Source organism: Erwinia sp. S43 (genome assembly GCF_016624745.1).
Taxonomy (GTDB): Bacteria; Pseudomonadota; Gammaproteobacteria; order Enterobacterales; family Enterobacteriaceae; genus Erwinia; species Erwinia coffeiphila.
Genome location: NZ_JACVTX010000008.1, coordinates 1 through 26,152, shown reverse-complemented (window position 1 = coordinate 26,152; position 26,152 = coordinate 1). Strand labels below are relative to the sequence as shown.

Genomic DNA, 26,152 nt, shown 5'->3' with positions numbered 1-26,152 from the left:
TCCAGTCCCCTTAAGACTGCAAGACGTCGGTAAGGCGCTCAAGACGGCCGCGTACGCTGCCATCAATGACCATATCACCCGCACGGATGATTACGCCTGCCATTACAGACTTATCAATTTTGCAATTCAGCTTAACTTTGCGTGACAGACGTTTTTCCATCGCTGCGCTGATTTTGGTCAGCTGCGCGTCACTCAATGTAGAAGAAGAGATAACTTCAACCTCGGCGGTCGCATCATGTGCGGCACGCAGTTGGATGAACTGATCCAGTACATCGGCAAGTGCTGGCAAACGTTTGTTTTCAGCCATAACCTTAATCAGGTTCTGGCCGGCTTCGTCGAGTTGGTCACCACAGATTGCGATGAACGCAGCAGACAACGCTTCCGGCGCCAGAGCGCCGGAAAGAAGTTCTGATACCTGTTCATTGCCAGCCACTTCGGCGGCAAACGCCAGCATCTGCTGCCAGCGATCGACACTTTGATGCTCAACCGCAAAGTCAAAAGCGGCTTTAGCGTAGGGGCGAGCTACGGTAGTAAATTCAGACATCAGCCCCTCCCTTACAGTTCAGCGACCAGTTTATCTACGATGTCGCTGTTAGCAGCTTCATCCACGGAACGTTCAATGATTTTCTCGGCGCCGGCAACAGCCAGCATCGCGACCTGCTTACGCAACTCTTCACGTGCACGTTTACGCTCGGCGTCGATTTCAGCCTGCGCCTGGGTGACGATCTTGTTACGTTCCTGTTCAGCCTCGGCTTTCGCTTCGTCCAGGATCTGCGCGCGACGTTTGTTCGCCTGCTCAATGATTACCTGGGCGTCTTCTTTCGCTTTTTTCAGCTGGTCGGTCGCATTAGCCTGCGCGAGATCCAAATCTTTTTTGGCACGTTCAGCGGAAGCAAGGCCTTCAGATACTTCTTTCTGGCGCTTTTCGATAGCGGCCATCAGCGGCGGCCATACGTACTTCATGCAGAACAGGACAAACAGGATGAACGCGATGGCCTGGCCGAGGATTGTTGCATTAATGTTCACAGCACAATGCCTCTTATTAAGTTAACTTTTTCTGCCGCCTTTACAGCGGCAGAAGCCGTTTATCGCTGACCTGCGCCGGCGATAAACAATCGGTTATTTACGCGACAGCAAACATCACGTACAGACCCAGACCAACGGCGATCATTGGGATTGCATCCACCAGACCCATTACAACAAAGAACTGCGTACGCAGCAGAGGAATCAGATCCGGTTGGCGTGCGGCGCCTTCCAGGAATTTGCCTCCGAGGATGCCGATACCGATCGCAGCACCGATTGCCGCCAGGCCCATCATCACAGCGGCAGCCATGTACAGCAGATCCATATTCAGGTTTTCCATGACAGTCTCCAGTTTGTTTCAGTTAAAACGCAGTAGTGTTGAGAAAAAAATCAGTGTTCTTCAGATGCCATCGACAGATAGACAATCGTTAAGACCATGAAAATGAAAGCTTGCAGCGAAATGATCAGGATGTGGAAAATGGCCCAAGGCACATTCAGAACCCACTGTGACCACCACGGCAGCAGGCCGGCAATCAGGATAAAAATCAATTCACCCGCGTACATGTTTCCGAACAGTCGCAGACCCAGAGAAACAGGCTTGGACAGCAGGCTCACACCTTCCAGAATCAGGTTGACCGGAATAAAGACGGGGTGGTTGAAGGGTTGCAGAGTCAGCTCTTTACTAAAGCCGCCAATGCCTTTCATCTTGATGCTGTAGAACAGAATCAAAATAAATACGCCAAGCGCCATCGACAGCGTAACGTTCACGTCTGCGGAAGGCACCACACGCAATGCTGGCAGCCCAAAGACATGTTCACCAATGTATGGCAACAGATCGATTGGCAGCAGATCCATGAAGTTCATCAGGAATACCCAGACGAAAATCGTCAGGGCCAGCGGAGCGATAAGTTTGCTTTTGCCGTGGTACATATCGCGAACGTTGTCGTCAACAAAGCCAACAACTAACTCGATAGCGGCCTGTAACTTGCCCGGTACACCGCTGGTGGCTGACTTCGCGACTTGGCGAAACAGCACCAGGAATACCAGTCCCAGCACCACAGAGAAAAACATGGAGTCGATATTTAATAACCAGAACGTCGCCGGAGCGTCGTGCGGATTCACTAGCTCGAAGGTACGCAGGTCCAACTGAAGGTGCGTCAGGTGGTGACCTATGTATTCTTGCGGCGTAGAGATTTCTCCTGCAGCCATGATGCCCTTACCCTTTGTTGTTGATTACAGCCGGTGCGACGATTTGCACAATCAGCACCGATAACCAGGCCAGTCCCAGCGGCGTAAACGCCGCCTTAAACACACCCAGCGCCACGATTAGCATGAGAATAGTAACGACCACTTTCAGCGCCTCGCCGAAGACGAACGTCCAGGCAAGCCGACCTGTTACTTCATGTCCCGCCTGGTGGCGCCAGGCAAAAATCATAAACAGCATGTTTGGCAGCCAGGCTGCCAGTCCACCTAACAGAGCGGACACGCCCCAGGTCAAATCTTTAAGGGCAAACAGCGCACCGATTAAGACGAATGTCACCAGCTGTAATATCAGCACGGTTCGGGCAAATTTTACTCTGTAAAGGGACACTGACATGACGCTGAAACTCTCCTGCCCCGCTCGGGCTATGTCGCGTGTCGTATAAAACTGCCTTTACTCATTTGAGTCAAGCAGCAAAAAACGTGCAAATTATACGGGGCGCACCTGTGATTTCAATGGATAAGTAGAGAAAAGGTGAACAATTATTTAAAATTCTTTCCAGCGGCCTATTTTCCGAAACAAATGACTTCCATCCCATTCGTCCATTTTTCTAAAATACACAGGCTAATTTGCTCACAAAGCGTGCGGAAGATCACAAATTAGTAATATCCTTTCCGGTATAGAAACAAGACTGATGCTAATAATTATTACCGAGACAGAAGCAATGCATTTAATATCAATAACTTAAGTTCATTCTATTAGCAAAACAGATTGTTATCTTGATTAAAACCGCTTATTGACATCGCCAGCAAATATTTAACAACTTCAAAGCCATTACTTACGAGAATTTATTAAGAAGATATATTTTCCCATGTGACTATTCTCTATCTAAAATGCCATGGATAAGGTGATCGTTGTGATAATAAATTGTGAACAGAGCGTTAAATGTAAACGAAGTTGTCAGTGCGTTTCCGCGCTCTGATTTAACGCTATAGCAACAGCTCCGTCCAGGCTGATTGGTCCGAAAAAAATAAAAAAAGATGACCGGCTAAAACTCAGCGACGAGCGTATCTCCTCAAATGCACAAAAAAATCATACAAATTCAAGGGTTATTAACTGATACTACCCTGAATTAGCGTCTCCCAACAGGGTAAAAATGGCGAAAAAAAAACCGCCAGCATCAAAAGTGGCGGTTTTTTTCACTTAAAAAGTCAGCCCTTTGGCGAAATGATCACCAGATGGCGATCGCCTTCCAGTTCAGGAACGGCAAGGGAGGCAATTTTTTCGACGACGAATCCCACCGGTAGCGCAGCAATTTCATCCTCGGGTAGCAGGCCTTTCAGCGCATAGAAACGCCCTTCAGAGCCAGGCAGATGATGACACCAGCTGACCATATCGTTCAACGATGCGAATGCGCGACTAATCACGCCATCAAACGGGGGTTCAGCAGGAAAATCTTCAACACGGCTTTGTACCGGAGTAATATTCTCCAGTTTCAGTTCATGCTGCACCTGACGCAAAAAACGCACGCGTTTACCCAGGCTGTCCAGCAGGGTGAAATGAGCCTGAGGACGCACAATAGCCAGCGGCACGCCGGGAAGCCCGGGGCCGGTACCCACATCGATAAAACGTTCACCTTCCAGATGCGGTTCTACCACGATACTGTCGAGGATATGGCGCACCAGCATCTGTTCAGGATCGCGGACGGAGGTCAGGTTATAGGCCTTATTCCATTTGTGCAGCATATCCACGTAGCCAATCAACTGTTGTTTTTGCAGATCGGTCAGGGAAATGTTGGCGCTCTTAAGCAGGGCGGAGAGTTTGTTGATCACAGGCGATGGTCCAGAAAATTAAGATTTACGGCAGCAGAAATGCCGGGCAGGGGCGGATGGCATCCGCCCCTGTTGATGTCGTTACGCGCTTTTACGCAGCAGTCCCTGCTTTTTAAGATAAATAAGCAGAATGGAAATCGCCGCAGGCGTGACGCCGGAAATACGCGAAGCCTGGCCGATCGATCCCGGTTTGTGATCGTTGAGCTTGGCGATCACTTCGTTGGACAGACCGCTGACCTGCCGATAATCCAGCTCCACCGGCAGCAGCGTGTTTTCGTTACGCTGCTGTCTGTCGATCTCTTCCTGCTGACGTGCGATATAGCCTTCGTATTTAACCTGAATTTCAACCTGCTCGGCGGCCTGCTCATCGCTGAGCGCCGGAGCGAAAGTGCTCAGCGTCATTAACTGTTGATAAGTCATTTCCGGGCGACGCAGCAGATCTTCTCCGCTGGCCTCTTTGGTCAGAGGCGCACTGATAACCGTATTGATCTCATCAACGGTCGCGGATTTCGGGTGAACCCAGATATCACGCAGGCGCTGACGTTCCAGCTCAATGCGCTCCAGTTTTTCATTGAAGCGCGCCCAGCGGGCGTCATCAACCAGTCCCAGCTCGCGACCGGCAGCGGTCAAACGCAGATCGGCGTTGTCTTCACGCAGCATCAGACGGTATTCGGCACGTGAAGTAAACATGCGGTACGGTTCTTTGGTACCCAGCGTGCAGAGATCGTCAACCAGCACACCAAGGTAAGCCTGATCGCGGCGCGGTGCCCAGCTCTCTTTATCCGCAGAGAAGCGACCGGCATTCAGACCGGCCAGCAGTCCCTGAGCAGCGGCTTCTTCATAACCGGTGGTGCCGTTAATCTGTCCGGCAAAGAACAGGCCCTGAATATATTTACTTTCCAGCGACGGCTTCAGATCGCGCGGGTCGAAGAAATCGTACTCAATGGCGTAGCCAGGACGCACGATTTTGGCATTTTCCATCCCCTGCATGGAACGGACGATCTGCATCTGCACGTCAAACGGCAGGCTGGTGGAGATGCCGTTTGGATAGATTTCATTACTAGTCAGGCCTTCCGGTTCAAGGAAGATCTGATGCGCGTTACGATCGGCAAAGCGCATCACTTTGTCTTCGATCGACGGACAGTAACGAGGACCGATCCCTTCGATGATCCCGGCATACATCGGGCTGCGATCGAGGTTGTTACGGATCACATCGTGGGTTTTCTCATTGGTGTAGGTGATGTAACACGGCACCTGCTGTGGATGCTGAGCCACATTGCCCATGAACGAGAAGACCGGCATCGGCGTATCACCGTGCTGGGTTGCCAGCACGCTAAAATCTATCGTGCGGGCATCAATACGCGGAGGTGTACCGGTTTTTAAACGGTTAACGCGCAGCGGCAGCTCACGCAGGCGGCGCGCCAGCGGAATGGATGGCGGATCGCCGGCACGGCCACCGCTGTAGTTATCCAGTCCGATATGGATTTTGCCATCGAGGAATGTCCCGACAGTCAGCACCACGGCTTTTGCACGGAACTTCAGGCCCATCTGGGTAACGGCACCGACGACGCGATCGTTTTCAACAATCAGATCCTCAACCGCCTGCTGGAAGATCATCAGGTTTGGCTGGTTCTCCAGCGCAGTGCGAACGGCCTGACGATACAGCACGCGATCCGCTTGAGCGCGGGTTGCCCTGACGGCTGGCCCTTTGCTGGCGTTTAGTATCCTAAACTGAATACCGGCCTGGTCAATGGCATGGGCCATCAGCCCACCCAGTGCATCCACTTCTTTAACCAGATGTCCTTTCCCGATACCCCCGATCGCCGGGTTGCAGGACATCTGCCCGAGCGTATCGATGTTGTGGGTTAATAACAGGGTTTGTTGACCCATACGGGCAGCTGCCATTGCAGCTTCGGTTCCCGCATGACCACCACCGATTACGATGACGTCAAAAGGATCTGGATAAAACATGGTACTGCACCTCGCGGTTTGTGCGATTAAGGGATCGTTGCCTGGGGCGTGAATTCTACTCAACTTTAGACGACGGGGAAAGCGGCGGGATCTTCACGTATTAAAAAGAAGATCTTTTTTATTTAAAGATCTCTTTATTAGATCTTCTATTAGGATCGTCCTGGTCTGTGGATAAGCGCTTTTTGCTGATAACGATCAATCGATTAGGAAGGATCATTAGCTGTGAATGATCGGTGATCCCGATCCGTATAAGCTGGGATCAAAATACTATGTTATGCACAACCACAGGCAAGGTATAAAGTTGTTCTTGGGATAACAACCGGTTATTACCGTGATTTAAGCATGTTTATCCACAGATGAATGCTGATAAACCAGGCGAAAAAGCACATAATTTACAAAACTCACGGGCTGAAAAACGCCGATCGGACGGATCTAACCGTCGATCTCAGCCCGATCGATGTGATATTTAGATCGACTCTTTCCAGGTTTCCACCCAAACACCGGCAGGATCTTCCGGAATCTCGTGCTCGAGGACGTCGATTTTCAGGCAATCGCCAATACGCTTAGCGCCCAGAGAGCTTAGCAATGTCTCAAACTGATCGATGGCACCACAAAACAGATCGTATTCACGGTTACCAATGCCTACTGCACCGTAACGCAGGTTACTCAGATCCAGCTGTTGTTCTTTTAATGCATCGAAGAACGGCTGGATATTTTCAGGCAGTTCACCAGCACCGTGGGTAGAGCTCACCACCAGCCAGATCCCTTCAGGCTTCACTTCATCCAGTTCCGGACCATACAGCGTCTCGGTGGTATAACCGGCCTCGTTCAGCTTCTCTGCCAGATGATCGGCAACGTATTCCGCGCTGCCTAAGGTGCTGCCACTGATTAAGGTAATGTCGGCCATGATGGATCCCTGAGTCACAAAGGTGAGCATTGTACTCTGTGATCAGGCTGGGATCTACCTGTGGGTAAGTAGGGATATTATGCAGATACTACATTAAGCACTCAGGAAAACATCTGTGCATAAAATGATTCACAGGATCGCCCGGAAATTGCCGCGGGGAGGGAGGACAAGCGCCCGATCAGGGCTTAATTGCCCTCATTATTGGGTTCTGCAGCGAGATCAGCGTTTCCGTGGACTGAATTTCATCAATCGTCTGGATCTTGTTGATCAGCACCTGCTGTAACGCATCAATAGATCGGCACATCACCTTGATAAAAATACTGTAATGCCCGGTGGTGTAATAAGCTTCCACCACTTCATCAAGTGCTTCAAGACGGGCCAGTGCAGAAGGATAATCCTTCGCGCTTTTGAGAATAATGCCGATAAAACAGCAGACGTCGTAGCCCAGCTGCTTCGGATCGATTTCAACCCGCGTGCCTTTAATGATCCCCGCCTGCTTCATCTTTTCTACGCGCACGTGGATGGTCCCTGGGCTGACGTTGAACTGCTTTGCCAGCTCGGCGTAGGCGGTACGGGCGTTGTCCATCAGGGCGATCAGAATGCCGCGATCGAGGTTATCGGGCTGCATGTTTTCGGGCATAGTGGCTCCATGATTATTAGCGGGTGCCTGGAATAGCGTTACTGTGCGGGATCGTGAAGGCGATGGCAATCGATTGAAATAAACCGCAGGCAGTGGGATGCCTGCGGGGTAGGGGAGATCAGCGTTTACGCCACAGCGTCAGCTGCGCCAGCGTATGCTGGTATTTACGCGCCGTTTCGCGAATGACAAACGGAATGTCCTGTGCGGGTGCGATCTCTTCAAAATCCGCCGCCAGCAGTCGTTGCAGTGCCTGGTAAGTGGTCAGGGCTTCCCCGTTCTCACGGACCCCTCCAAGCCAGTTTTCCTTCGGCGTATACTCCTCCAGCCAGGTATAGGGCGAGGAGAGCATCAGTACGCCACCGCTGCGGATCATGCCGCTGATATCCTGCAGGAAGCGTTTGGGCTGGCGTAACCGGTCGATCAGGTTAGAAGCCAGGACCAGATCGTAGTGTTCCGGCTGCGGCTTCAGATTGCAGGCATCGCCCTGTACGAACTGAATGCGGCTGGCCTGCTGAGTGTCCAGACCAAAATCTTTCAGCCTGACCTGGCGATACTCCACCAGATCGCCCTCTTCCTGGGTGACATAGCGGAAGTCTTCACCACCGGTCAGCTGCAGCGCGACGTCAATAAAACGCGCCGAGTAGTCCATGCCCACCACCTGCTCGAAATGGCGCGCCAGTTCAAAGCTGGCGCGTCCGGTGGCACAGCCGAGATCCAGCGCGCGCTGCCGCTTATCCGTCAGCCCGCAGGCGATTTCCACCAGCGTACGTGCATAGTTGGCCACGCCGAAATATTCCGGACCGTACTGGAAATCCAGATACTGCGACACCATGGTGTCGGTTTCGTAAGGGTTTTGCGCCATGGTTTCCTGATGGCTGGAGACGACGTAGCGGAATCCCGCATGCTGGAAGAAGTGGCGGCGGAAGGCATAACGCGCAGATTTCAGCGCCTCGTTACCGGTGGAGATCCAGCTGCCGCCTTTGATCAGCGCATGTTTGCCGTCAAAGGTTGGCGTGGAGAAATCGTCGTACAGCGGATGCACGCGAAACCCTTCAAAGCCGTTAATCGGCGTGGTGGTCCACTGCCAGACGTTGCCGATCGGGTCGAAGAAATCCCCCTGGCTGAAGCGATCGACCGGGCAGGAAGAGGCCCAGTAGGCCAGATTGATATTGCCCGGTGCGGTGTCCCAGTCGGGCTGATCGCCGGCGACCTGTTCGCGCAGCAGCATCCATTCACTTTCTGCCGGAAGCTGGATAGACTTACCGGTTTCCTCTGCTTTCCAGCGACAGAAGGCTGCGGCCTCCAACTGGTTCACTTCGGCGGGCCAGTCCCACGGCATCGGCACTTCTTCCGTCATCAACCGCAGACGCAGGCTATCCGGCTGCCCGGCGCTGCCGATCCAAAACGTCGGCATTGTGGCTTTGGAAAATGTCCTCCAGCCCTCGCCCTCTTCATCCCACCAGCGCGACTGCTGGTAGCCCCCTGCCGCGACGAAGGTGAAGAACTCGGCGTTGCTGACCAGCATTTTACTGGCGCGGAAGGGCTTCACTTCACTGACCTGCGTGCCGTATTCGTTATCCCAGCCGTAAGTTTGATCGGTTTTTCCCTGGGTCACCCGGCCACCGGCGACGGCGATAAGCGAATTTTCCGGCACCGCCAGACGATCGTGGCGGGCTTCGGTGCAGGCGGGCCAGTGGAGCTGTGGTTTAACCCATTCGATCGGCAGCTGGCGAATCAGTACGCTGGAGGTTTCCAGATGGATGCGCTCGTGTTCAATCCCCATCAGGATCACCCACGCCGGGCTGTCCCAGCCAATCGGCAGCGACAGCGGCATCTCTGCAATAAACTGCTCTACCCGGCTACGAACCTTACCGCGATAGTCACGCAGTTCGCTGACCGACGGCCAGCTGTAGTGGCTGTTATCCAGATCGTCCCAACTCATTTCATCAACGCCGATCGCCATCATGGCTTCGATCCGGTCATCAACTCGGGCGTCAATCAGCCTGCCTGCCATGAGTTTATTAATGTAGAAGGTGGCGGTATGGCCAAAATAGAAGATCAGCGGATGGCGCAGCGGGATCGCTTTGTTGTAATACGCCCGTTCATCGGCCAGGCAGTCAAACAGGCGCTCGTAGAGTTCCCAGGTCTGGCGGAAGTAAGCGAGCAGCTGCTGGCGTTTTTGTTCGGGGTCGCTGCCGTCAAGAAGTAGCGTGCGGGTTGGTGCGGGAAGCCCGCTCTGATGCTGTTGTTGTGCTGTCACGTAATGCTCCCATCTGCCGATTGGCTAAAGCCGATATATGACTATAGCAAATAAGGTTTGCCGTATTTTGCGCAAAGGGCTGAGGGAAGAGGACTAGCGCTGCCAGCGGCGCAGAAGGCGGCTTTTTAGTCCGGTGTCAAAACGCCAGATATGGTTGAAGATACGCATGATGGCCGGTTTTCCATGATCGGACATGGCAACGGCATGAAAACGCTGCTGCTGGCGATTTTGATGATCGCGAACGCGTTTAACCAGCTCTTCCGGCAGGCGCTGGGCGATAAAATCGGAGAGGATCACCGCATCGGCATCCTGCCACGGGCTGCCGCTGAGTTTTTTTAATACTTCGTCCAGACAGGCGGCAAGATCGGTGCCGCCGCGAAAGCGCTGGCTGAGGAAACGGATCGCCTGGCTGATACCGTCTCCGGCGGTGAGTTCATAGCCGATGACTTCGTGCGCGAACAGCATAATGTAGCAGCGGCGGTTGTCCGCCAGCGCCACTTTCAGCAGCGCCAGACAGAAGGCTTTTGCGCAGCGCTCGTTAAATCCGCCCATCGATCCGGATGTATCGACGCAGACAATAAAGGGTCCTCTCGGTTGCTCATCATGATGCTGATGAACGACGGGCCGCTCGATGATCTTATCGTGCCAGCTCTCGCCCTGCAGGCGATAGGTCAGCAGGCGCTTTTCCACCAGCCGGCGGTAAAACTCGAATTCCAGTTCGCTGATGCCGAGGGTAGCCAGCTCCGGCGGCAGCAGGCGCAGGATATCATCGCTTTGATGCAGCCCGTTGACCTCTTCCGGCACGCTTTCCGGTTCGCGCACCAGTTGGTGGAAGGCTTCCAGCGGCGCCTCTTCCGCCTGCACGGCTTTGGCTTCGCGGCTGCGGCCCAGCTGTTCGGCCAGCTTCATCAGCTCGGGCTGCCCCGCCAGAAAATCACCGTACTGCACAATCAGCTGATAATCCTCACGCTGTAGCGTGCTGCGGGTGAGATCCCACAGCCTGCCAGCCGCCGCGTCATCATCACTGGCCAGTACCGGTGCCAGCTGGCCGCTCATCGCCATTCTGTGCTGTAGCTCGGCCAGCAGCTTGTCGCGCTCCTGGTCCAGCAGCTGTTGGTTCAGCGACAGGGTTTGCAGGGTCAGGCTCAGCCGCCAGCGCTGGAGAAACAGCGTCTGCTGAGCCGGGCTCAGATGACCGTTCTCCGTATGTTCCACCAGGTGACGGGCTTTCTCTGCAAAGGGCGAGTGGTTGGTATCCAGCCACTGCAACAAAGCGGGCAGCTGCGCGCTGAATTCGTGGGAGTTAAGCGTCTGGAAGTGCTGGAAGCGGCTGAACTCTTCGGCCACGTCGTCGGGAACCGGGGTCGATTTGAGCTGTTGCAGCACGCCTGCTTTCCAGTTGGGCAAATCGCGAGTCAGGGCATTTTTCAGCCCCGGGAATTTTTTGAAAAAAGCGGCCAGCTTTGGCGAGGCCAGCATGGCGATGGCCACTTCTTCGATCAGCTCGTTTTCGCTGATGGTCAGCAACATACTCAGTGTATCGAGTGAGATCACTGCCGCGCCTGCTTCAGCTGTTCGGCCACCTGCTGCAGGCTGTCCTCAACGCGAGCCAGCCAGTCATCGCTGATAAACAGGCAGCGATGGTGCTGACTGAACAGCGTGCGCTGGGCACGAAGTTGAGTATCCAGCTCATCCAGCGCCTGAATAATCTCTTCCGGCAGCGCCTGCTGGAGTTTACCGGGCAGCATCAGCCGCGTGCTTTGCAGACTGATATCACGCAGCGTCAGACACTCCTGAGCATCCACGTGCAGATCCAACATCTGCGCAAAGCCGATGCCATTCAGCTTGCCGCGTACCTCTCCCCCTTTTTGCAGCCAGTGATGCAGCGCCTCGCGGGCCAGAGTCACGTGCGTAACCTGCATATCATGCAGCGTCAGCGGCTTTTGCAGCATCAGGGTCAGCTCATCGGCCGACAGCGCGGCGGGCAGCTCGAAATGCGGCTTGCGGCTGAACATGCCGCCGTGTTTCTCCAGGCGAATGGCCTGCTCCACGCTCTGCTGCTGCTGAAGCGCCAGGCGGCGGGTGTTAATCTGCTGGAGTTTGATCAGGATCGGCTGCTGCTGCCACGCCTGCTGGGTCAGCAGATTATCAATTTCGCGATCCAGCAGTTTCATCGAATTCACGTCATGCCACAGACAGTCTTTCAGCAGGATCAGATCGATCGGCGCGATAGAATTGCGCCCGCTGTAAAAGGCGCTGGCCTGCAGCAGATGAATGGCTTTTTTCCAGCGGCGGTCGGAGATATATGGCGCTTCTGGCTGATTTTCTAACTGCTGGCGCAGCTGGAAGATCAGCTCGAAGACATCATCCGGCAGGTTAACTTTGGTAATGCCTTGCTGCCAGGCCAGATACTCCTCGTCGCTGATGCACAGTGATTCCGCAACCGGATTCTGATTTTCATCCTGCTGGTGGGTCAGCAGGCTGCGGAAATTCTGCTTCTCGTGGACGTTATCTAGCCACAGGCGGATCAGCATGCGGTCATACAGCGCTTCCAGCCCGCTGTCCGCCTCCGGCAATTCGTTAGAGGCGGTGACCAGCAGCCGCATCGGGATTTTTTCTTCGTTGTCGCCGTTGCGGAAACGGCGTTCGTTAATGGCGGTCAGCAGAGTATTGAGGATTGCCGGGCCGGCTTTCCAGATCTCATCCAGGAATACGATTTCCGCATCGGGCAAGTAGCCTTTGGTCAGGCGCTGATAGCGGCCTTCATCCTTCAATGCCTGAATGGACAGCGGGCCAAACACCTCTTCCGGCGTTGAGAAGCGGGTCATCAGATACTCAAAGGCGCGGGAGTGCTGAAAAGCAAACTTCAGGCGTCGGGCGATCAGGCTCTTGGCGATGCCCGGCGGCCCGAGTAAAAAAACGCTTTCGCCACATAGCGCGGCTAGAAGGCAGAGCCGAATCGCGTGATGGCGTTCGTAAAGTCCTTTCTCTAACGCATTGCTCAGGCGGGAAATACGCTCCGCCAGTAAGTGAGACTGGGCCATAATCAAACATCCATCCTTTTTCTACGGTCAGGCCAGCATCGTGGCTGGCGAGCGCAAACACTACTGACTATGATGCTTGAAAGAGTTGATAGCAGTCAGCTTTTTTATTATCAAAGGGTGACACTGGCCATTGAAGTTAGTTCCGTTTGGGCGATATCCCGTCAATAAACAATAGGCATTCGTGATGAATCATGCATACTGTGCGCTTTTTGATAGCCTGGTAAACTGTGCGCAATCCCGCGCTGGCCGGCTGCAACAAAAGATTAACCTATGAGCTCTGACAAAAAGCAGTCCCTTGGTGCCGTTACTCTTGCCGCAATCGGCGTGGTCTACGGTGATATCGGTACCAGCCCGCTGTATACCCTGCGCGAATGTCTGTCGGGACAGTTCGGCTTTGGCGTAGAGCGCGATGCGGTATTTGGTTTCCTCTCCCTGATCTTCTGGCTGTTGATCCTGACGGTATCCCTCAAGTACATCACCTACGTCATGCGCGCGGACAACGCCGGTGAGGGCGGTATTCTGACGCTGATGTCGCTGGCCGGGCGCAATACCGGCGGGCGGGCAACCGCGATCCTGCTGATTATGGGCCTGATTGGCGGCAGCTTCTTCTATGGCGAAGTGGTGATAACCCCTGCCGTATCGGTACTGTCGGCGATAGAAGGGCTGGAGATTGCCGCACCGTCGCTCGACAGCTATATCGTCCCGCTGGCCATCGCGGTGCTGACTCTGCTGTTTGTGATTCAGAAACACGGTACAGGCATTGTGGGTAAGCTGTTTGCACCAGTGATGCTGGTGTGGTTTATCGTACTGGCGGTGCTGGGTGCGCGCAGCATTATCAATCACCCTGACGTATTGCAGGCGATGAATCCTTACTGGGCGGTTCACTTCTTTATTGAATATAAAACCGTATCCTTCTTTGCGCTGGGTGCCGTGGTGCTGGCGATTACCGGGGTGGAAGCGCTGTATGCGGATATGGGCCACTTTGGCAAATTCCCTATCCGACTGGCGTGGTTTATTGTGGTGCTGCCTTCGCTGGTGCTGAACTATTTCGGCCAGGGTGCGCTGCTGTTGGCACATCCTGAAGCCATCAAAAACCCGTTCTTCCTGCTGGCACCTGACTGGGCGCTGATCCCGCTGCTGCTGCTGGCGACTCTGGCCACGGTGATCGCCTCTCAGGCGGTGATTTCCGGGGTATTCTCACTCACGCGTCAGGCCGTGCGTCTGGGCTATCTACCGCCGATGCGTATTGTTTACACCTCAGAGCAGGAATCCGGCCAGATCTATATTCCGGTGATCAACTGGCTGCTGTTTGTTGCCGTGGTCATCGTGATTATCGGCTTTAAGCACTCCAGCAACCTCGCTGCGGCCTACGGTATTGCGGTGACGGGTACCATGGTGCTGACGGCCATTTTGTGTACAACAGTGGCGATCAAGAACTGGCACTGGAATCGCTATCTGTCACTGCTAATCCTCGTGGCCATGCTGTGTATTGATGTGTCACTGTTCTCGGCAAACCTGGTGAAGGTGTTCTCCGGCGGCTGGCTGCCGCTGGCGCTGGCGCTGGTGATGTTTGTGATTATGACCACCTGGAAAAGCGAACGCTTCCGCCTGCTGCGTCGTATGCATGAGCACGGTAATTCGCTGGAGGCGATGATCGCCTCGCTGGAGAAATCGCCGCCGGTCAGGGTACCGGGAACCGCAGTGTATATGTCGCGCGCGCTGAACGTGATCCCCTTTGCCATGCTGCATAATCTTAAGCATAACAAGGTACTGCATGAACGCGTGGTGCTGCTGACGCTGCGTACTGAAGATGCGCCGTACGTGCATAATGTGAAACGCGTGACCATTGAGCAGCTTTCCCCGACCTTCTGGCGCGTGGTGGCCAGCTACGGCTGGCGCGAAACGCCAAACGTCGAGGAGATCTTCCACCGCTGCGGTCTGGAAGGGCTGAGCTGCCGGATGATGGAAACCTCGTTCTTTATGTCCCACGAATCGCTGATTATCGGTAAACGACCGTGGTATCTGCGCCTGCGCGGCAAGCTGTTCCTGATGCTGCAAAAGAACGCCCTGCGCGCGCCGGATCAGTTTGAAATCCCGCCTAACCGGGTGATTGAGCTGGGTACGCAGGTCGAAATCTGATGAACGGGCGCGGTCTGAACATGACCGCGCCCTACAACCACACCGTCACGACTAATCCACCCTCATCCCGATTCTTCAGCGTGACCCCCATACCGTGCAGCCGGGCAATATGATGAACGATCGATAATCCCAGGCCGCTGCCGGACTGCTGCTGACCGGGAGGACGATAGAAACGCTCCCCGATGCGCGGCAGCAGATCTGCCGGAATACCCGGGCCGTTATCGCTTATCGTCAGGCTGTTCTCCGTTAGCGCCAGTGCCACCTGGCTGCCCTCTGGCGCATAGCGGATAGCGTTATCCAGCAGATTGCGCACCAGCAGAGCCAGCAGCAGCGGGTTTGCCAGCTGTCTGAGCGGTTCTTCCGGTGCATCCAGACTGAGATCGATTCCTTTTTCCCGCGCCTGTTCATAGTGCTCGACCACGGCCTGCTGCAATAGAGACTGCATTTCCAGCGACTGTTTTTGCAGATCCTGGCCATTATCCAGCCGCGAGAGGATCAGCAACTGATCCACCAGCCGCGTGGCGCGCTCGATACCGATATCCAGATTACTCAGTGCGTGGCTGAGCGCAGCGGTATCGTCGTGGGCCAGCTGTGCCACTTCGGTCTGGACCTTCAGCGCCGCCAGCGGGCTGCGCAGTTCGTGGGCGGCATCGGAGATAAAGCGCCGCTCGCGCAGCAGCATCGCACCGATGCGGGCAAACAGCTGGTTAAGCTCGTCCAGCAGGGGACGAACTTCCTGTGGGACGCGCTCAGCTTCGAGCGGTGCGGCATCATCCGCCGCCCGCTGGCGGAGCTGTTGCGCGATGTACTTGAGGGGTTTAAGTTCGTGGCTGACCAGCCAAAGCATCAGTAGCAGCATCACCGGCAGCGCCAGCAGCCAGGGGCTGAGACTGGCGTGTACCAGATCGCGGGTCATATCATCGCGGTATTCCCACTCCTGGCCCACTGCCACGATATAGCGGCCGTCCGCCGTGGTGAGCCACACCAGCCGCCACATATCGTCATCATCTTTTAATCTGCCGTCGGTAAAGCCGTCGCGCTGATAGCTAAAGGGGAAATCTTTGCCATTATCACCGTCATTGAGCAGCATTTTCCCTTCGCGGCTGAACACGGCGAAGGCCAGCGCATCATCTTCCTGGTCGCCGCGATGATGGCGCAGCAGCTTTTTAGTTTTTGGCAGGGTGAGGGGATCGTTACTCAGTCGTTCAGGATTAATCGCCGCCAGTCGTTTAGCAAACAGCATCTGCTGGGTATCAAACAGCTGGTTGATGTTGTGCCGCGTTTGCCACCAGCCGCCCACCGCGGCCGCTCCCCAGCACAGAATACTCAGTAGTAGAAAACCGACCGTCAGGCGCAGGCGCAGGCTTCTTTTTTTCATAGCGCCCCCAGCGTGTAGCCAACGCCGTGAACGGTACGGATAAATTCGCTGCCCAGCTTTTTGCGCAGGTGATGGATATGCACCTCTATCGCATTACTCGAGACATCTTCATCCCAGCCGTAGAGCTTCTCTTCCAACCGGGCGCGGGTCAGCACTCGACCCGGGTTGAGCAGAAACAGCTCCAGCAGCGCCAGCTCGCGCGCTTTCAGCTCCAGCGGCTTGCCGTCCAGGGTGACGCTGTGAGAAGCCGGCTCCATCATCACCCTGCCGTGCTGCAATATGGGCTGTAGCTGGCCGTGGCGTCGACGGATCAGCGCCTGCAGCCGTGCCGCCACTTCAGTGAGGGCAAAAGGCTTGCACAGATAGTCGTCGGCCCCCTGCTGCAGGCCATCGACCCGCTGCTCAAGGGCATCGCGGGCGGTCAGGATCAGCACCGGCTCGTCGCGGCCCTGCTGGCGCCACTGGCGCAGGATCTCCAGGCCATCGATCCCCGGCAGGCTGAGGTCCAGCACCACGGCATCGTAGGGTGCTGCGCTGAGGGCGAGCAGGCCATCATTTCCCTCAGTAAACCAGTCAACGCTAAACCCCAGCTTGCCCAGTCCGGCTTTTATCCCGTCGCCAATCAGGCGATCGTCTTCAATCAGTAAAATTCTCATCGGCTTATCCTTGGCTGTTAGCGATTTATACGGAATGAGGATGCCGCTTGTACAGGGACGATCGGCGAAATTGCCTGAATTTACGCAATAAACAGAAATAAACTCATCAGCTGATGTTCCTTAAGATCCTGTTAAGAAGCGTTTGTTTTAATCACGTTCAGAGACCCTCCGGCAGTGGAACGCTGCCTCCGTTCAGGAAGAAAGGTGATAAAGATGAACATGAAAAAAACAGCTGCATTACTGGCGATTACCGCCCTGATTTCTACCCCGGTTCTGGCCGTACAGGGAGGCGGCTTTGTCGACCCGAATGCGCCGACCTCCGTCGTACAGAAAGGGGGCTTTAGCGGGCCAAATGGTACGATGGTGACCGTAAAACAGGCGCAGGATATGAAAGACGACGCCTGGGTAACGATGCGCGGTAATATCGAGAAGCGTATCGGGGATGAAGACTATCTGTTTCGCGATGCCACCGGCACTATGACGGTAGAGATTGACCACAAGCGCTGGGAAGGCCAGACCGTCGGCCCGAAAGATAATGTCGAACTTCAGGGCAAGTTGGATAAAGACTTTAACTCCCTTGAGCTGGATGTGAAGCAGATCAGAAAAATCAGTCAGTAAGGATGACTCATTCCCGGCAGCGCGAGCGATAAACTATTCTTCCAGCATCGGCGGATAATGCTGTTTGCTGGAGGATTATCTCGCGCTGTTCCGCAAGGCAATCATTCATATCAAAATCCCCCCAACTTTCTTTCTGAAGCCTCTTTGACGCCGTAAATTCATCTTCGTGCAACGACAGCGAAACGTTTCGATGGCGATCACATTTTCACGATCTGGCGATTGTTTTCCCCTGGCCGTTGCTTAAACTGCAGTCAGCGAAACGTTTCGCTCTGGAGTGAAAGATGAAAAAAGGCACCTTACTGAATTCTGATATTTCGTCCGTGGTTTCCCGCCTGGGACATACTGATAGCCTGACCATCGGCGATTCTGGCCTGCCTGTCCCGCATGGCCCGCAGCGCATCGATCTTGCGCTGACTCACGGTATTCCCAGTTTTTTGCAGGTAACCAAAACGGTAACTGAAGAAATGCAGGTTGAGAGCGCCATCCTTGCGGAGGAGATTTTGCAGCACAATCCGCAGCTCCACAGTGAACTGATCGCCCTGCTTGAATCCTTGCAACAACACCAGGGTAATACCATTAGTATCAGCTATATCAGTCACGAACAGTTCAAACAACAAACACAACGTAGTAAGGCTGTTATTCGCAGCGGGGAGTGTTCTCCGTATGCGAATATCATCCTTAACGCTGGCGTGACCTTCTGAGGCCGTTATGCAACCTTTACTGCAACTGAAAGGCATTGAGAAATCCTTCCCCGGCGTGAAAGCGCTGTCGGGGGCTGCACTTGCCGTTTATCCTGGCCGCGTCATGGCGCTGGTGGGGGAGAACGGTGCAGGTAAATCCACCATGATGAAAGTCCTGACCGGGATCTACGCTCGCGATGCCGGTAGCTTTGAGTGGTTGGGTAAAGAAACAACGTTCAACGGGCCGAAGGCGTCGCAGGAAGCGGGTATCGGCATTATCCACCAGGAGCTTAACCTGATCCCGCAGCTCAGTATTGCGGAGAATATTTTCCTCGGTCGCGAGTTCGTTAACCGCTTTGGCCGTATTCAGTGGAAAGCGATGCACGAGAAGGCGGACGCGTTGCTGAAACGCCTGAACCTGCGGTTCAGCAGCCACAAACTGGTGGGCGATCTGTCAATTGGCGATCAGCAGATGGTTGAGATTGCCAAAGTGCTGAGCTTTGAATCTAAAGTCATCATTATGGACGAGCCAACGGATGCGCTGACCGATACGGAAACTGCCTCGCTGTTTCGCGTGATCAACGAGCTGAAGGCGCAGGGCTGCGGCATTGTGTATATCTCCCATCGCATGAAAGAGATTTTTGAGATCTGCGATGACGTGACTATTTTCCGCGATGGTCAGTTTATTGCCGAGCGGGAGGTCAACTCGTTAAGCGAAGAGTCGCTGATCGAAATGATGGTCGGCCGCAAGCTCGAAGAGCAGTATCCGCGCCTGGACAAAGCACCGGGTGATATTCGCCTGAAGGTGGAAAACCTGAGCGGTTCCGGCGTTGACGATGTCAGCTTTACTCTGCGTAAAGGAGAGATCCTTGGCGTGGCGGGCTTGATGGGCGCTGGCCGTACCGAATTAATGAAAGTGCTGTACGGCGCACTGCCGCGTTCAGCCGGAACCGTAACTCTGGACGGCAAAGCGGTAGTAGCGCGTTCGCCAGAAGAAGGGCTGCTCAACGGTATCGTCTATATCTCTGAGGACCGCAAGCGCGATGGTCTGGTGCTGGGGATGTCGGTAAAAGAGAACATGTCGCTGACCGCCCTGAAGTATTTCAGCCATACCGGCGGTCGTCTGAAGCACGGTGAAGAGCAGCTGGCCGTCGGGGACTTTATCAAGCTGTTTAACGTTAAAACCCCTTCGATGAATCAGCCGATCGGCCTGCTTTCCGGCGGGAATCAGCAGAAGGTGGCTATTGCCCGTGGCCTGATGACCCGGCCTAAGGTGCTGATCCTGGATGAACCGACTCGCGGCGTGGACGTTGGCGCGAAGAAAGAGATTTATCAGCTAATTAACCAGTTTAAAGAAGAGGGGCTGAGCATCATCCTCGTCTCTTCTGAAATGCCGGAAGTGCTGGGCATGAGCGACCGCGTGCTGGTGATGCACGAAGGTCGCCTGAGCGGTGACTTCCCGATTGAACACGCCTCGCAGGAAATTCTGATGGCGGCGGCAGTAGGCAAACAATACAGCGCGGAGCTGGCATAACTATGAGTACGCAAACAATCCCTTCACGCCGCCTGATCAGTAAGGCATGGCTGCTTGAACAGAAATCGCTGATTGCACTGCTGGTGCTGATCGCCATTGTCTCCAGCATGAGCCCGAACTTTTTCACCGTGGCGAACCTGTTCAATATTCTGCAACAGACCTCGGTTAACGCCATTATGGCCGTGGGGATGACGTTGGTTATCCTGACCTCGGGCATCGATCTGTCCGTCGGTTCGCTGCTGGCGCTGACCGGCGCGGTGGCGGCATCGATCGTTGGCCTGGAAGTGAATGCGCTGGTGGCGGTTGCCGCTTCGCTGGCGCTGGGCGCCCTGATCGGCGGTATTACCGGTACGATTGTCGCGAAAGGCAAGGTTCAGGCGTTTATCGCCACGCTGGTGATGATGCTGCTGCTGCGCGGGGTGACCATGGTGTACACCAACGGCAGCCCGGTGAATACCGGTTTTAGCGACAATGCGGATCTGTTCGGCTGGTTCGGTATTGGCCGCCCGCTGGGTATCCCAACGCCGGTCTGGCTGATGGCAATTGTCTTCTTTGCCGCATGGTACATGCTGCATCACACCCGTCTGGGTCGTTATATCTATGCGCTGGGTGGTAACGAAGCGGCGACCCGTCTTTCAGGCATCAGCGTGAATCGGGTAAAAATCACCGTTTATGCATTGTGCGGCATGCTGGCTGCGCTAGCCGGAACCATTGAAGTCGCGCGCCTTTCTTCCGCACAGCCAACGGCGGGAACCGGCTATGAGCTGGATGCGATTGCGGCCGTTGTACTCGGCGGGACCAGCCTCGCTGGTGGCAAAGGACGTATTATGGGAACGCTGATCGGTGCGCTGATCCTTGGTTTCCTCAACAACGGGCTGAACCTGCTCGGTGTCTCTTCTTACTACCAAATGATCGTCAAAGCTGTAGTGATTTTACTGGCGGTGCTGGTAGACAACAAAAGCAGTAAATAACTGATTACCCTACAGGATTAAGAACATGAAAAAACTGACTGCACTGGCTTTACTGTTAGGCGCTACTCTGAGCACCAATGCGCTGGCAAAAGACACTATCGCGCTGGTGGTATCCACGCTGAACAATCCCTTCTTTGTCTCGCTGAAAGATGGGGCACAGAAAGAAGCCGATAAGCTGGGTTACAACCTGGTGGTGCTGGATTCACAGAATAACCCGGCGAAAGAGCTGGCGAACGTGCAGGACCTGACCGTTCGCGGCACCAAGGTTATGCTGATCAACCCAACCGATTCCGATGCGGTGGGCAATGCGGTGAAAATGGCTAACCAGGCCAACATCCCGGTGATCACCCTTGACCGCGTAGCCACACAGGGCAAGGTGGTCAGCCATATCGCTTCTGATAACCGCGCAGGCGGTAAGCAGGCCGGCGAGTTTATCGCTCAGAAGCTGGGTGACGGTGCAAAAATTATCGAACTGCAGGGGATTGCCGGTACGTCAGCCGCGCGTGAGCGTGGTGAAGGCTTCAAACAGGCCGCCGATGCCCATAAATTTAATATCCTCGCCAGCCAGCCGGCCGATTTCGACCGTACCAAGGGCCTGAACGTGATGCAGAACCTGCTGACCGCGCATCCAGATGTACAGGCGGTGTTTGCCCAGAATGATGAAATGGCGCTGGGTGCATTACGCGCATTGCAAACTGCCGGTAAATCTGGTGTGGTGGTTGTGGGCTTCGACGGCACGCCTGATGGGGTGAAGGCTGTTGAAGGCGGCAAACTGGCCGCGACCGTTGCTCAGCTGCCGGAGCAGATCGGCTCTATCGGTGTAGAAACCGCTGATAAAGTGCTGAAAGGTCAGAAAGTCGACGCGGTAAATCCGGTAGACCTGAAGCTGGTTACCAAATAAATCAAAGAAAAGCATGGCACGCGCCACCCTCGGGTGGCGCACTTATCTGGACGATTCCCCATATGAAAAATACCGGCAAACTGGCTGTTCTTGGCAGCATCAACGCAGATCACATTCTTAATCTGGCGCAGTTCCCGCGCCCGGGTGAAACGGTGATCGGGAAGCAGTATCAGGTCGCATTTGGTGGAAAAGGGGCGAACCAGGCCGTTGCTGCCGGGCGTAGCGGCGCGGATATTTCCTTTATTGCCTGCGTGGGTCATGACGATATTGGTGAACGTATCCGCAGGCAGCTGGCGGACGATCGTATTGATGTGGCTCCGGTGATTGCCGTTGAGGGTGAGTCTACCGGCGTGGCGCTGATTTTTGTCAATGGCGAAGGTGAAAACACCATCGGCATTTACGCCGGTGCGAATGCGGCGCTGACGCCGGAGCGTGTGGCTCAGCATCAGCAGGTGATTGCCGACGCTGACGCGTTATTGATGCAGCTTGAGTCGCCGCTGGACAGCGTGCTGGCCGCTGCGCGCATTGCCCATCAGAATCAGACCCGGGTGATTTTGAATCCGGCCCCGGCAACGGCGCTTTCCGATGAACTGCTGTCGCTGGTGGATATGATTACCCCAAATGAAACAGAAGCGCAGATCCTGACTGGCGTGTCTGTAAAAACCGATGAGGATGCGGCGAAGGCTGCGGCAGTGCTACATGCTAAAGGGATTGAATCGGTATTGATCACCCTCGGCAGCCGCGGCGTGTGGTTGAGCGAGCAGGGCAACGGCCTGCGTATTCCAGGATTCCGCGTAGAGGCGGTGGATACGATTGCTGCCGGCGATACGTTTAACGGTGCGCTGATTACCGCACTGCTGGAGAAAAAGCCGATGGCCGAGTCGGTGCGCTTTGCTCATGCTGCTGCGGCTATTGCCGTCACGCGCCATGGTGCTCAGCCCTCCGTACCCTGGCGTGAAGAGATCGACAGCTTCTTGCAATCGCAGGGGTAAACGTGGCCACAATGAAAGATGTCGCCCGACTTGCGGGCGTCTCAACCTCTACCGTATCCCACGTGATTAACAACAATCGGTTCGTCAGCGAGACGATCCGAGAGAAGGTCACTTCGGCAATCAGCGAGCTGAACTACGCGCCGTCAGCGCTGGCTCGCAGCCTGAAGCTGAATCAGACCCGCACTATCGGCATGCTGTTGACCGCCAGCAGCAACCCGTTTTACGCGGAAGTGGTGCGTGGCGTTGAACGCAGCTGTTATGAGCGCGGTTACAGCCTGATCTTGTGTAATACCGAAGGGGATAAGGACCGTATGGATCGGAGCCTGGAAACGTTGCTGCAAAAGCGCGTTGATGGTTTGCTGATCATGTGCACCGAAAGCCATCTGCCCTCCGCCGAGATCCTTGGCCGCTATCCTTCTATTCCTTCGGTGATGATGGACTGGGCACCGTTTGAAGGCGGCAGCGACATCATTCAGGACAACTCGTTGCTGGGCGGAGAAATGGCGACTCAGCATCTGATTTCCTGCGGTTATACGCGCATTGCCTGTATTGCCGGCCCTCAGGACAAAACGCCAGCGCGCCTGCGCCTTGAAGGCTATCAGCGAGCGATGGCCACGGCGGAGTTACCGATCCTGCCCGGATATATTGTTGACGGTGATTTTGAGTTTGAAGGTGGCTTCAACGCCATGCAGCACCTGTTAACCCTGGACCCGCGACCTCAGGCGGTATTTACCAGTAATGATGCTATGGCCGTTGGCGTTTATCAGGCGCTCTTCCAGGCCGGGATGACCATTCCGCAGGATATGGCGGTGATGGGATACGATGATATTGAGCTGGCGCGCTATATGACCCCGCCTCTAAGCACTATCCATCAGCCGAAAGACGAGCTGGGTGAGCTGGCGATTGATACTCTGCTGCACCGGCTGAGTAGCCCCGATGCCAGCCAGCAGCTGCTGGTACTGACACCGGAACTTATGGCGCGCGCCTCGGTGGGGGAACGCTAAGCCTTCTTCTTTTTATCGCGGTCGCTGATCAGGTTGCGGCCGTCTCCTGGTTTCAACAGCAGGAACACCAGCGCGGAAATCACGGTAATGACGCCCATCGTCAGGAAGGTGGCGTGGAAGTGCTGGAAGGTTGTGCCATCGAAGTTTTCATAAAAGCGCAGGACCGCCGCGCTAACCGCTACACCAAAACCAATCGCCAGCTGCTGCGTTACCGCCAGCATGCTATTGCCGCTGCTGGCATTGGCATCGGTTAAATCCGCAAGGGTGATGGTGTTCATCGCCGTAAACTGGGTAGACATCGCCATCCCGAGAATAAACAGCGGGATTAACATTGCCAGCACGCTCCAGCTTGCTGATTGCAGGGAAAACGACGCAATCAACACGCCGATAATCACACTGATACCGACCAGCGTTTTACGATAACCAAACCAGCGCAGAACTCTTGTGACCAGCGATTTTGCCAGAATCGATCCCAGCGCCGTCGGGGCCATCATGCATCCGGCGATCAGTGCGGTATAGCCAAAGCCAACCTGTAACATCAGCGGCATAAGAAAAGGAATACAGCCGGTTCCCAGACGAGAGGCGATATTACCAATGATGCCGACGGAGAACGTGCGGGTTTTAAACATCGGCAGCGGCAGCAGCGGAGAAGGATGGCGGCGGGCGTGCACTATATATAGAAGAAGAAGGACAATCCCTCCGACCAGGACACTTAGTGCGATAAGGCTGGAGACGACCCGCTCGCCAAACAGCTCGATGCCGCTTGAGATCCCAACCAGTCCAAGACCGAACAGCAGAAAGCCCAGTAGGTCGAACCGTCGTTTTGGGGTGGTGAAGTCCGGCATGTATTTGCGCGCATAGATAATGCCGAGAATCCCAATCGGGATATTGATGAGAAATATCCAGTGCCAGGTTGCCCATGTGACCAATACACCGCCCAACAGAGGGCCCAGTACCGGGCCAATCAACCCGGGCATGGTGACAAAGTTGAGTACCGGCAGCAGTTCGCTGCGCGGATAGGCCCGCAGCAGGGCCAGCCGCGCCACCGGCATCATCATCGCGCCGCCGACGCCCTGGATAACGCGAGAGATCACCAGCATGCCCAGCGAGTTTGATAGCGCACAGGCCAGGGAACCAAAAGAGAACAGGAAGACGGCAACGATAAACACTTTACGTGTGCCGAAGCGATCGGCCAGCCAGCCGCTGACGGGAATCAGCATGGCGACGGTTAAGGTGTAGCTGATAACGGCTGACTGCATGGCCAGCGGTGAACGGTTCAGGCTATGGGCGATAGCGGGCAGAGCGGTGTTGAGAATGGTGGCATCAAGCGCCTGCATAAAGAACGCCATGGCGGCGATCCACGGAAGTCCGGCCATACTGCGCGCGGATTTTATCATTGGTCGTCCTTTTTTATTTAGGAAGCCAGCAGAAATCTGCCTGCGGTGCAGCAAGAATAGCATCCCGTATCTCAATTTTGTGATGGGCGTCTGCTGTTTTCTGGCTATATCTGGGTGATTATTAATCGCCTGTTGTATTCTTTTTATTCTTTTGGTTAAAAATAAGACGCTCGGTAATTTATTTGCAATAAAAACTTGTCAGCCGCCAGAAAATCCCTATACTGCGCCTCCACTGACACGGAACAACGGCTTACAGGCCAGCGTGTTAGAGGTTCAGAAAGTTGTCTGAACCGCCGGAAAAAACTTCTCAAAAAGAAGTTGACTCCGAAGGAGGAAAGCGTAATATACGCCACCTCGCAGCAGGAAGCCTCGGCACTGACTGCACTGCTCTTTAACAATTTATCAGACAATCTGTGTGGGCACTCGCAGGATTGATATCAACGTCTCCGGACGTAAAAAATATCAAGTCTCACGAGTGAACACATAATGAAATTCATTATGACGTTTTACAGATGAGCATCGCTGAACTGGTTTCAGCAAATCAAGCTTTTAATTGAAGAGTTTGATCATGGCTCAGATTGAACGCTGGCGGCAGGCCTAACACATGCAAGTCGAACGGTAGCACAGAAGAGCTTGCTCTTTGGGTGACGAGTGGCGGACGGGTGAGTAATGTCTGGGAAACTGCCCGATGGAGGGGGATAACTACTGGAAACGGTAGCTAATACCGCATAACGTCTTCGGACCAAAGTGGGGGACCTTCGGGCCTCACACCATCGGATGTGCCCAGATGGGATTAGCTAGTAGGTGGGGTAATGGCTCACCTAGGCGACGATCCCTAGCTGGTCTGAGAGGATGACCAGCCACACTGGAACTGAGACACGGTCCAGACTCCTACGGGAGGCAGCAGTGGGGAATATTGCACAATGGGCGCAAGCCTGATGCAGCCATGCCGCGTGTATGAAGAAGGCCTTCGGGTTGTAAAGTACTTTCAGCGGGGAGGAAGG

23 protein-coding genes and 1 rRNA gene are annotated in these 26,152 nt (G+C 54.7%); 9 read left to right on the top strand and 15 right to left on the bottom strand.

The window, feature by feature from the left end:
* Positions 1–10: 10 nt before the first annotated feature.
* The 12 genes from atpH to ravA form a co-directional block, all read right to left on the bottom strand.
* Entirely contained in the window at positions 11–544 is a 534-nt protein-coding gene (atpH, locus tag IBT47_RS12140) for a F0F1 ATP synthase subunit delta (protein WP_105595286.1), read from the bottom strand.
* Between the two features lie 11 nt (positions 545–555).
* Positions 556–1,026 carry a F0F1 ATP synthase subunit B gene (atpF, locus tag IBT47_RS12135; protein ID WP_105595285.1) on the bottom strand — a complete coding sequence of 157 codons (471 nt, stop codon included), beginning with the start codon at positions 1,024–1,026 and terminating at the stop codon, positions 556–558.
* Between the two features lie 97 nt (positions 1,027–1,123).
* Positions 1,124–1,363: a F0F1 ATP synthase subunit C gene (gene atpE, locus IBT47_RS12130; protein WP_003849523.1), complete on the bottom strand. Its 240-nt coding sequence runs from the start codon at positions 1,361–1,363 to the stop codon at positions 1,124–1,126.
* Positions 1,364–1,413: 50 nt separating this feature from the next.
* Positions 1,414–2,232: a F0F1 ATP synthase subunit A gene (atpB, locus tag IBT47_RS12125; RefSeq protein WP_105595284.1), complete on the bottom strand. Its 819-nt coding sequence runs from the start codon at positions 2,230–2,232 to the stop codon at positions 1,414–1,416.
* Between the two features lie 7 nt (positions 2,233–2,239).
* Positions 2,240–2,620 carry a F0F1 ATP synthase subunit I gene (atpI, locus tag IBT47_RS12120; protein ID WP_105595283.1) on the bottom strand — a complete coding sequence of 127 codons (381 nt, stop codon included), beginning with the start codon at positions 2,618–2,620 and terminating at the stop codon, positions 2,240–2,242.
* Between the two features lie 815 nt (positions 2,621–3,435).
* The gene (gene rsmG / locus IBT47_RS12115) at positions 3,436–4,056 is read right to left on the bottom strand and encodes a 16S rRNA (guanine(527)-N(7))-methyltransferase RsmG (protein WP_200560620.1); all 621 of its coding nucleotides are present in this window, start codon (positions 4,054–4,056) and stop codon (positions 3,436–3,438) included.
* 81 nt (positions 4,057–4,137) lie between these two features.
* On the bottom strand, positions 4,138–6,027 hold the full coding sequence (gene mnmG, locus IBT47_RS12110) for a tRNA uridine-5-carboxymethylaminomethyl(34) synthesis enzyme MnmG (protein WP_200560619.1): 1,890 nt from the start codon (positions 6,025–6,027) through the stop codon (positions 4,138–4,140).
* A 466-nt stretch (positions 6,028–6,493) separates the two neighbouring features.
* Positions 6,494–6,934: an FMN-binding protein MioC gene (gene mioC, locus IBT47_RS12105; RefSeq protein WP_200560618.1), complete on the bottom strand. Its 441-nt coding sequence runs from the start codon at positions 6,932–6,934 to the stop codon at positions 6,494–6,496.
* Positions 6,935–7,112: 178 nt separating this feature from the next.
* Complete coding sequence (gene asnC / locus IBT47_RS12100; protein WP_105595279.1) at positions 7,113–7,574, bottom strand: transcriptional regulator AsnC; 462 nt, start codon at positions 7,572–7,574, stop codon at positions 7,113–7,115.
* Between the two features lie 118 nt (positions 7,575–7,692).
* Positions 7,693–9,855 carry a 5-histidylcysteine sulfoxide synthase gene (gene ovoA, locus IBT47_RS12095; protein ID WP_200560710.1) on the bottom strand — a complete coding sequence of 721 codons (2,163 nt, stop codon included), beginning with the start codon at positions 9,853–9,855 and terminating at the stop codon, positions 7,693–7,695.
* Between the two features lie 72 nt (positions 9,856–9,927).
* A complete protein-coding gene (gene viaA / locus IBT47_RS12090; protein ID WP_200560617.1) occupies positions 9,928–11,388 on the bottom strand; it encodes an ATPase RavA stimulator ViaA in 1,461 nt (486 codons plus the stop codon).
* A complete protein-coding gene (ravA, locus tag IBT47_RS12085) occupies positions 11,385–12,878 on the bottom strand; it encodes an ATPase RavA (RefSeq protein ID WP_200545831.1) in 1,494 nt (497 codons plus the stop codon). The genes viaA and ravA overlap by 4 nt, the downstream gene beginning before the upstream one ends.
* A gap of 270 nt (positions 12,879–13,148) precedes the next feature.
* Between ravA and kup the strand changes: the two genes are divergently transcribed.
* The gene (kup, locus tag IBT47_RS12080; RefSeq protein ID WP_200560616.1) at positions 13,149–15,017 is read left to right on the top strand and encodes a low affinity potassium transporter Kup; all 1,869 of its coding nucleotides are present in this window, start codon (positions 13,149–13,151) and stop codon (positions 15,015–15,017) included.
* 31 nt (positions 15,018–15,048) lie between these two features.
* On the opposite strand, the gene qseC is transcribed toward kup, so the two are convergent.
* Together qseC and qseB are read right to left on the bottom strand one after the other, a co-directional pair.
* Positions 15,049–16,395, bottom strand: coding sequence for a quorum sensing histidine kinase QseC (gene qseC, locus IBT47_RS12075; protein WP_200560615.1), 1,347 nt, complete (start codon positions 16,393–16,395; stop codon positions 15,049–15,051).
* On the bottom strand, positions 16,392–17,051 hold the full coding sequence (gene qseB, locus IBT47_RS12070; protein ID WP_200560614.1) for a quorum sensing response regulator transcription factor QseB: 660 nt from the start codon (positions 17,049–17,051) through the stop codon (positions 16,392–16,394). Before qseB ends, qseC begins: the two co-directional genes overlap by 4 nt.
* 219 nt (positions 17,052–17,270) lie before the next feature.
* Between qseB and IBT47_RS12065 the strand changes: the two genes are divergently transcribed.
* The 7 genes from IBT47_RS12065 (at position 17,271) to rbsR (ending at position 23,751) form a co-directional block, all read left to right on the top strand.
* Positions 17,271–17,669: a YgiW/YdeI family stress tolerance OB fold protein gene (locus tag IBT47_RS12065; protein ID WP_200560613.1), complete on the top strand. Its 399-nt coding sequence runs from the start codon at positions 17,271–17,273 to the stop codon at positions 17,667–17,669.
* Positions 17,670–17,950: 281 nt separating this feature from the next.
* Positions 17,951–18,370 (top strand): D-ribose pyranase, encoded by a 420-nt coding sequence (gene rbsD, locus IBT47_RS12060; RefSeq protein ID WP_200560612.1) that lies wholly within the window; start codon positions 17,951–17,953, stop codon positions 18,368–18,370.
* Positions 18,371–18,377: 7 nt separating this feature from the next.
* A complete protein-coding gene (gene rbsA, locus IBT47_RS12055; protein ID WP_200560611.1) occupies positions 18,378–19,883 on the top strand; it encodes a ribose ABC transporter ATP-binding protein RbsA in 1,506 nt (501 codons plus the stop codon).
* 2 nt (positions 19,884–19,885) lie between these two features.
* The gene (rbsC, locus tag IBT47_RS12050; protein WP_105595270.1) at positions 19,886–20,854 is read left to right on the top strand and encodes a ribose ABC transporter permease; all 969 of its coding nucleotides are present in this window, start codon (positions 19,886–19,888) and stop codon (positions 20,852–20,854) included.
* Positions 20,855–20,879: 25 nt separating this feature from the next.
* Entirely contained in the window at positions 20,880–21,755 is an 876-nt protein-coding gene (gene rbsB / locus IBT47_RS12045; RefSeq protein WP_123334683.1) for a ribose ABC transporter substrate-binding protein RbsB, read from the top strand.
* Between the two features lie 62 nt (positions 21,756–21,817).
* Positions 21,818–22,747, top strand: a complete 930-nt coding sequence (gene rbsK, locus IBT47_RS12040) for a ribokinase (protein WP_200560610.1) — start codon at positions 21,818–21,820, stop codon at positions 22,745–22,747.
* A 2-nt stretch (positions 22,748–22,749) separates the two neighbouring features.
* A complete protein-coding gene (rbsR, locus tag IBT47_RS12035; RefSeq protein WP_200560609.1) occupies positions 22,750–23,751 on the top strand; it encodes a ribose operon transcriptional repressor RbsR in 1,002 nt (333 codons plus the stop codon).
* Here rbsR and mdtD read toward each other — a convergent pair.
* Positions 23,748–25,148 (bottom strand): multidrug transporter subunit MdtD, encoded by a 1,401-nt coding sequence (gene mdtD, locus IBT47_RS12030; protein WP_200560608.1) that lies wholly within the window; start codon positions 25,146–25,148, stop codon positions 23,748–23,750. The two genes, rbsR and mdtD, sit on opposite strands and share 4 nt — an antisense overlap.
* A gap of 550 nt (positions 25,149–25,698) precedes the next feature.
* On the opposite strand from mdtD, the gene IBT47_RS12025 reads away from it, so the two are divergent.
* Positions 25,699–26,152 (top strand): 16S ribosomal RNA (locus IBT47_RS12025); the annotation flags it as partial.

What these genes read in the sequence shown, in the direction of transcription:
- asnC (WP_105595279.1), bottom strand. Translation starts at nt 7,574, where the DNA reads ATGCCCGAAAACATGCAGCCCGATAACCTCGATCGCGGCATTCTGATC.
- mdtD (WP_200560608.1), bottom strand. Translation starts at nt 25,148, where the DNA reads ATGATAAAATCCGCGCGCAGTATGGCCGGACTTCCGTGGATCGCCGCC.
- atpE (WP_003849523.1), bottom strand. Translation starts at nt 1,363, where the DNA reads ATGGAAAACCTGAATATGGATCTGCTGTACATGGCTGCCGCTGTGATG.
- rbsB (WP_123334683.1), top strand. Translation starts at nt 20,880, where the DNA reads ATGAAAAAACTGACTGCACTGGCTTTACTGTTAGGCGCTACTCTGAGC.
- atpB (WP_105595284.1), bottom strand. Translation starts at nt 2,232, where the DNA reads ATGGCTGCAGGAGAAATCTCTACGCCGCAAGAATACATAGGTCACCAC.
- atpH (WP_105595286.1), bottom strand. Translation starts at nt 544, where the DNA reads ATGTCTGAATTTACTACCGTAGCTCGCCCCTACGCTAAAGCCGCTTTT.
- qseC (WP_200560615.1), bottom strand. Translation starts at nt 16,395, where the DNA reads ATGAAAAAAAGAAGCCTGCGCCTGCGCCTGACGGTCGGTTTTCTACTA.
- atpI (WP_105595283.1), bottom strand. Translation starts at nt 2,620, where the DNA reads ATGTCAGTGTCCCTTTACAGAGTAAAATTTGCCCGAACCGTGCTGATA.
- rbsA (WP_200560611.1), top strand. Translation starts at nt 18,378, where the DNA reads ATGCAACCTTTACTGCAACTGAAAGGCATTGAGAAATCCTTCCCCGGC.
- IBT47_RS12065 (WP_200560613.1), top strand. Translation starts at nt 17,271, where the DNA reads ATGAAAAAAACAGCTGCATTACTGGCGATTACCGCCCTGATTTCTACC.
- rbsC (WP_105595270.1), top strand. Translation starts at nt 19,886, where the DNA reads ATGAGTACGCAAACAATCCCTTCACGCCGCCTGATCAGTAAGGCATGG.
- mnmG (WP_200560619.1), bottom strand. Translation starts at nt 6,027, where the DNA reads ATGTTTTATCCAGATCCTTTTGACGTCATCGTAATCGGTGGTGGTCAT.
- rbsD (WP_200560612.1), top strand. Translation starts at nt 17,951, where the DNA reads ATGAAAAAAGGCACCTTACTGAATTCTGATATTTCGTCCGTGGTTTCC.
- rbsK (WP_200560610.1), top strand. Translation starts at nt 21,818, where the DNA reads ATGAAAAATACCGGCAAACTGGCTGTTCTTGGCAGCATCAACGCAGAT.
- ravA (WP_200545831.1), bottom strand. Translation starts at nt 12,878, where the DNA reads ATGGCCCAGTCTCACTTACTGGCGGAGCGTATTTCCCGCCTGAGCAAT.
- mioC (WP_200560618.1), bottom strand. Translation starts at nt 6,934, where the DNA reads ATGGCCGACATTACCTTAATCAGTGGCAGCACCTTAGGCAGCGCGGAA.
- qseB (WP_200560614.1), bottom strand. Translation starts at nt 17,051, where the DNA reads ATGAGAATTTTACTGATTGAAGACGATCGCCTGATTGGCGACGGGATA.
- kup (WP_200560616.1), top strand. Translation starts at nt 13,149, where the DNA reads ATGAGCTCTGACAAAAAGCAGTCCCTTGGTGCCGTTACTCTTGCCGCA.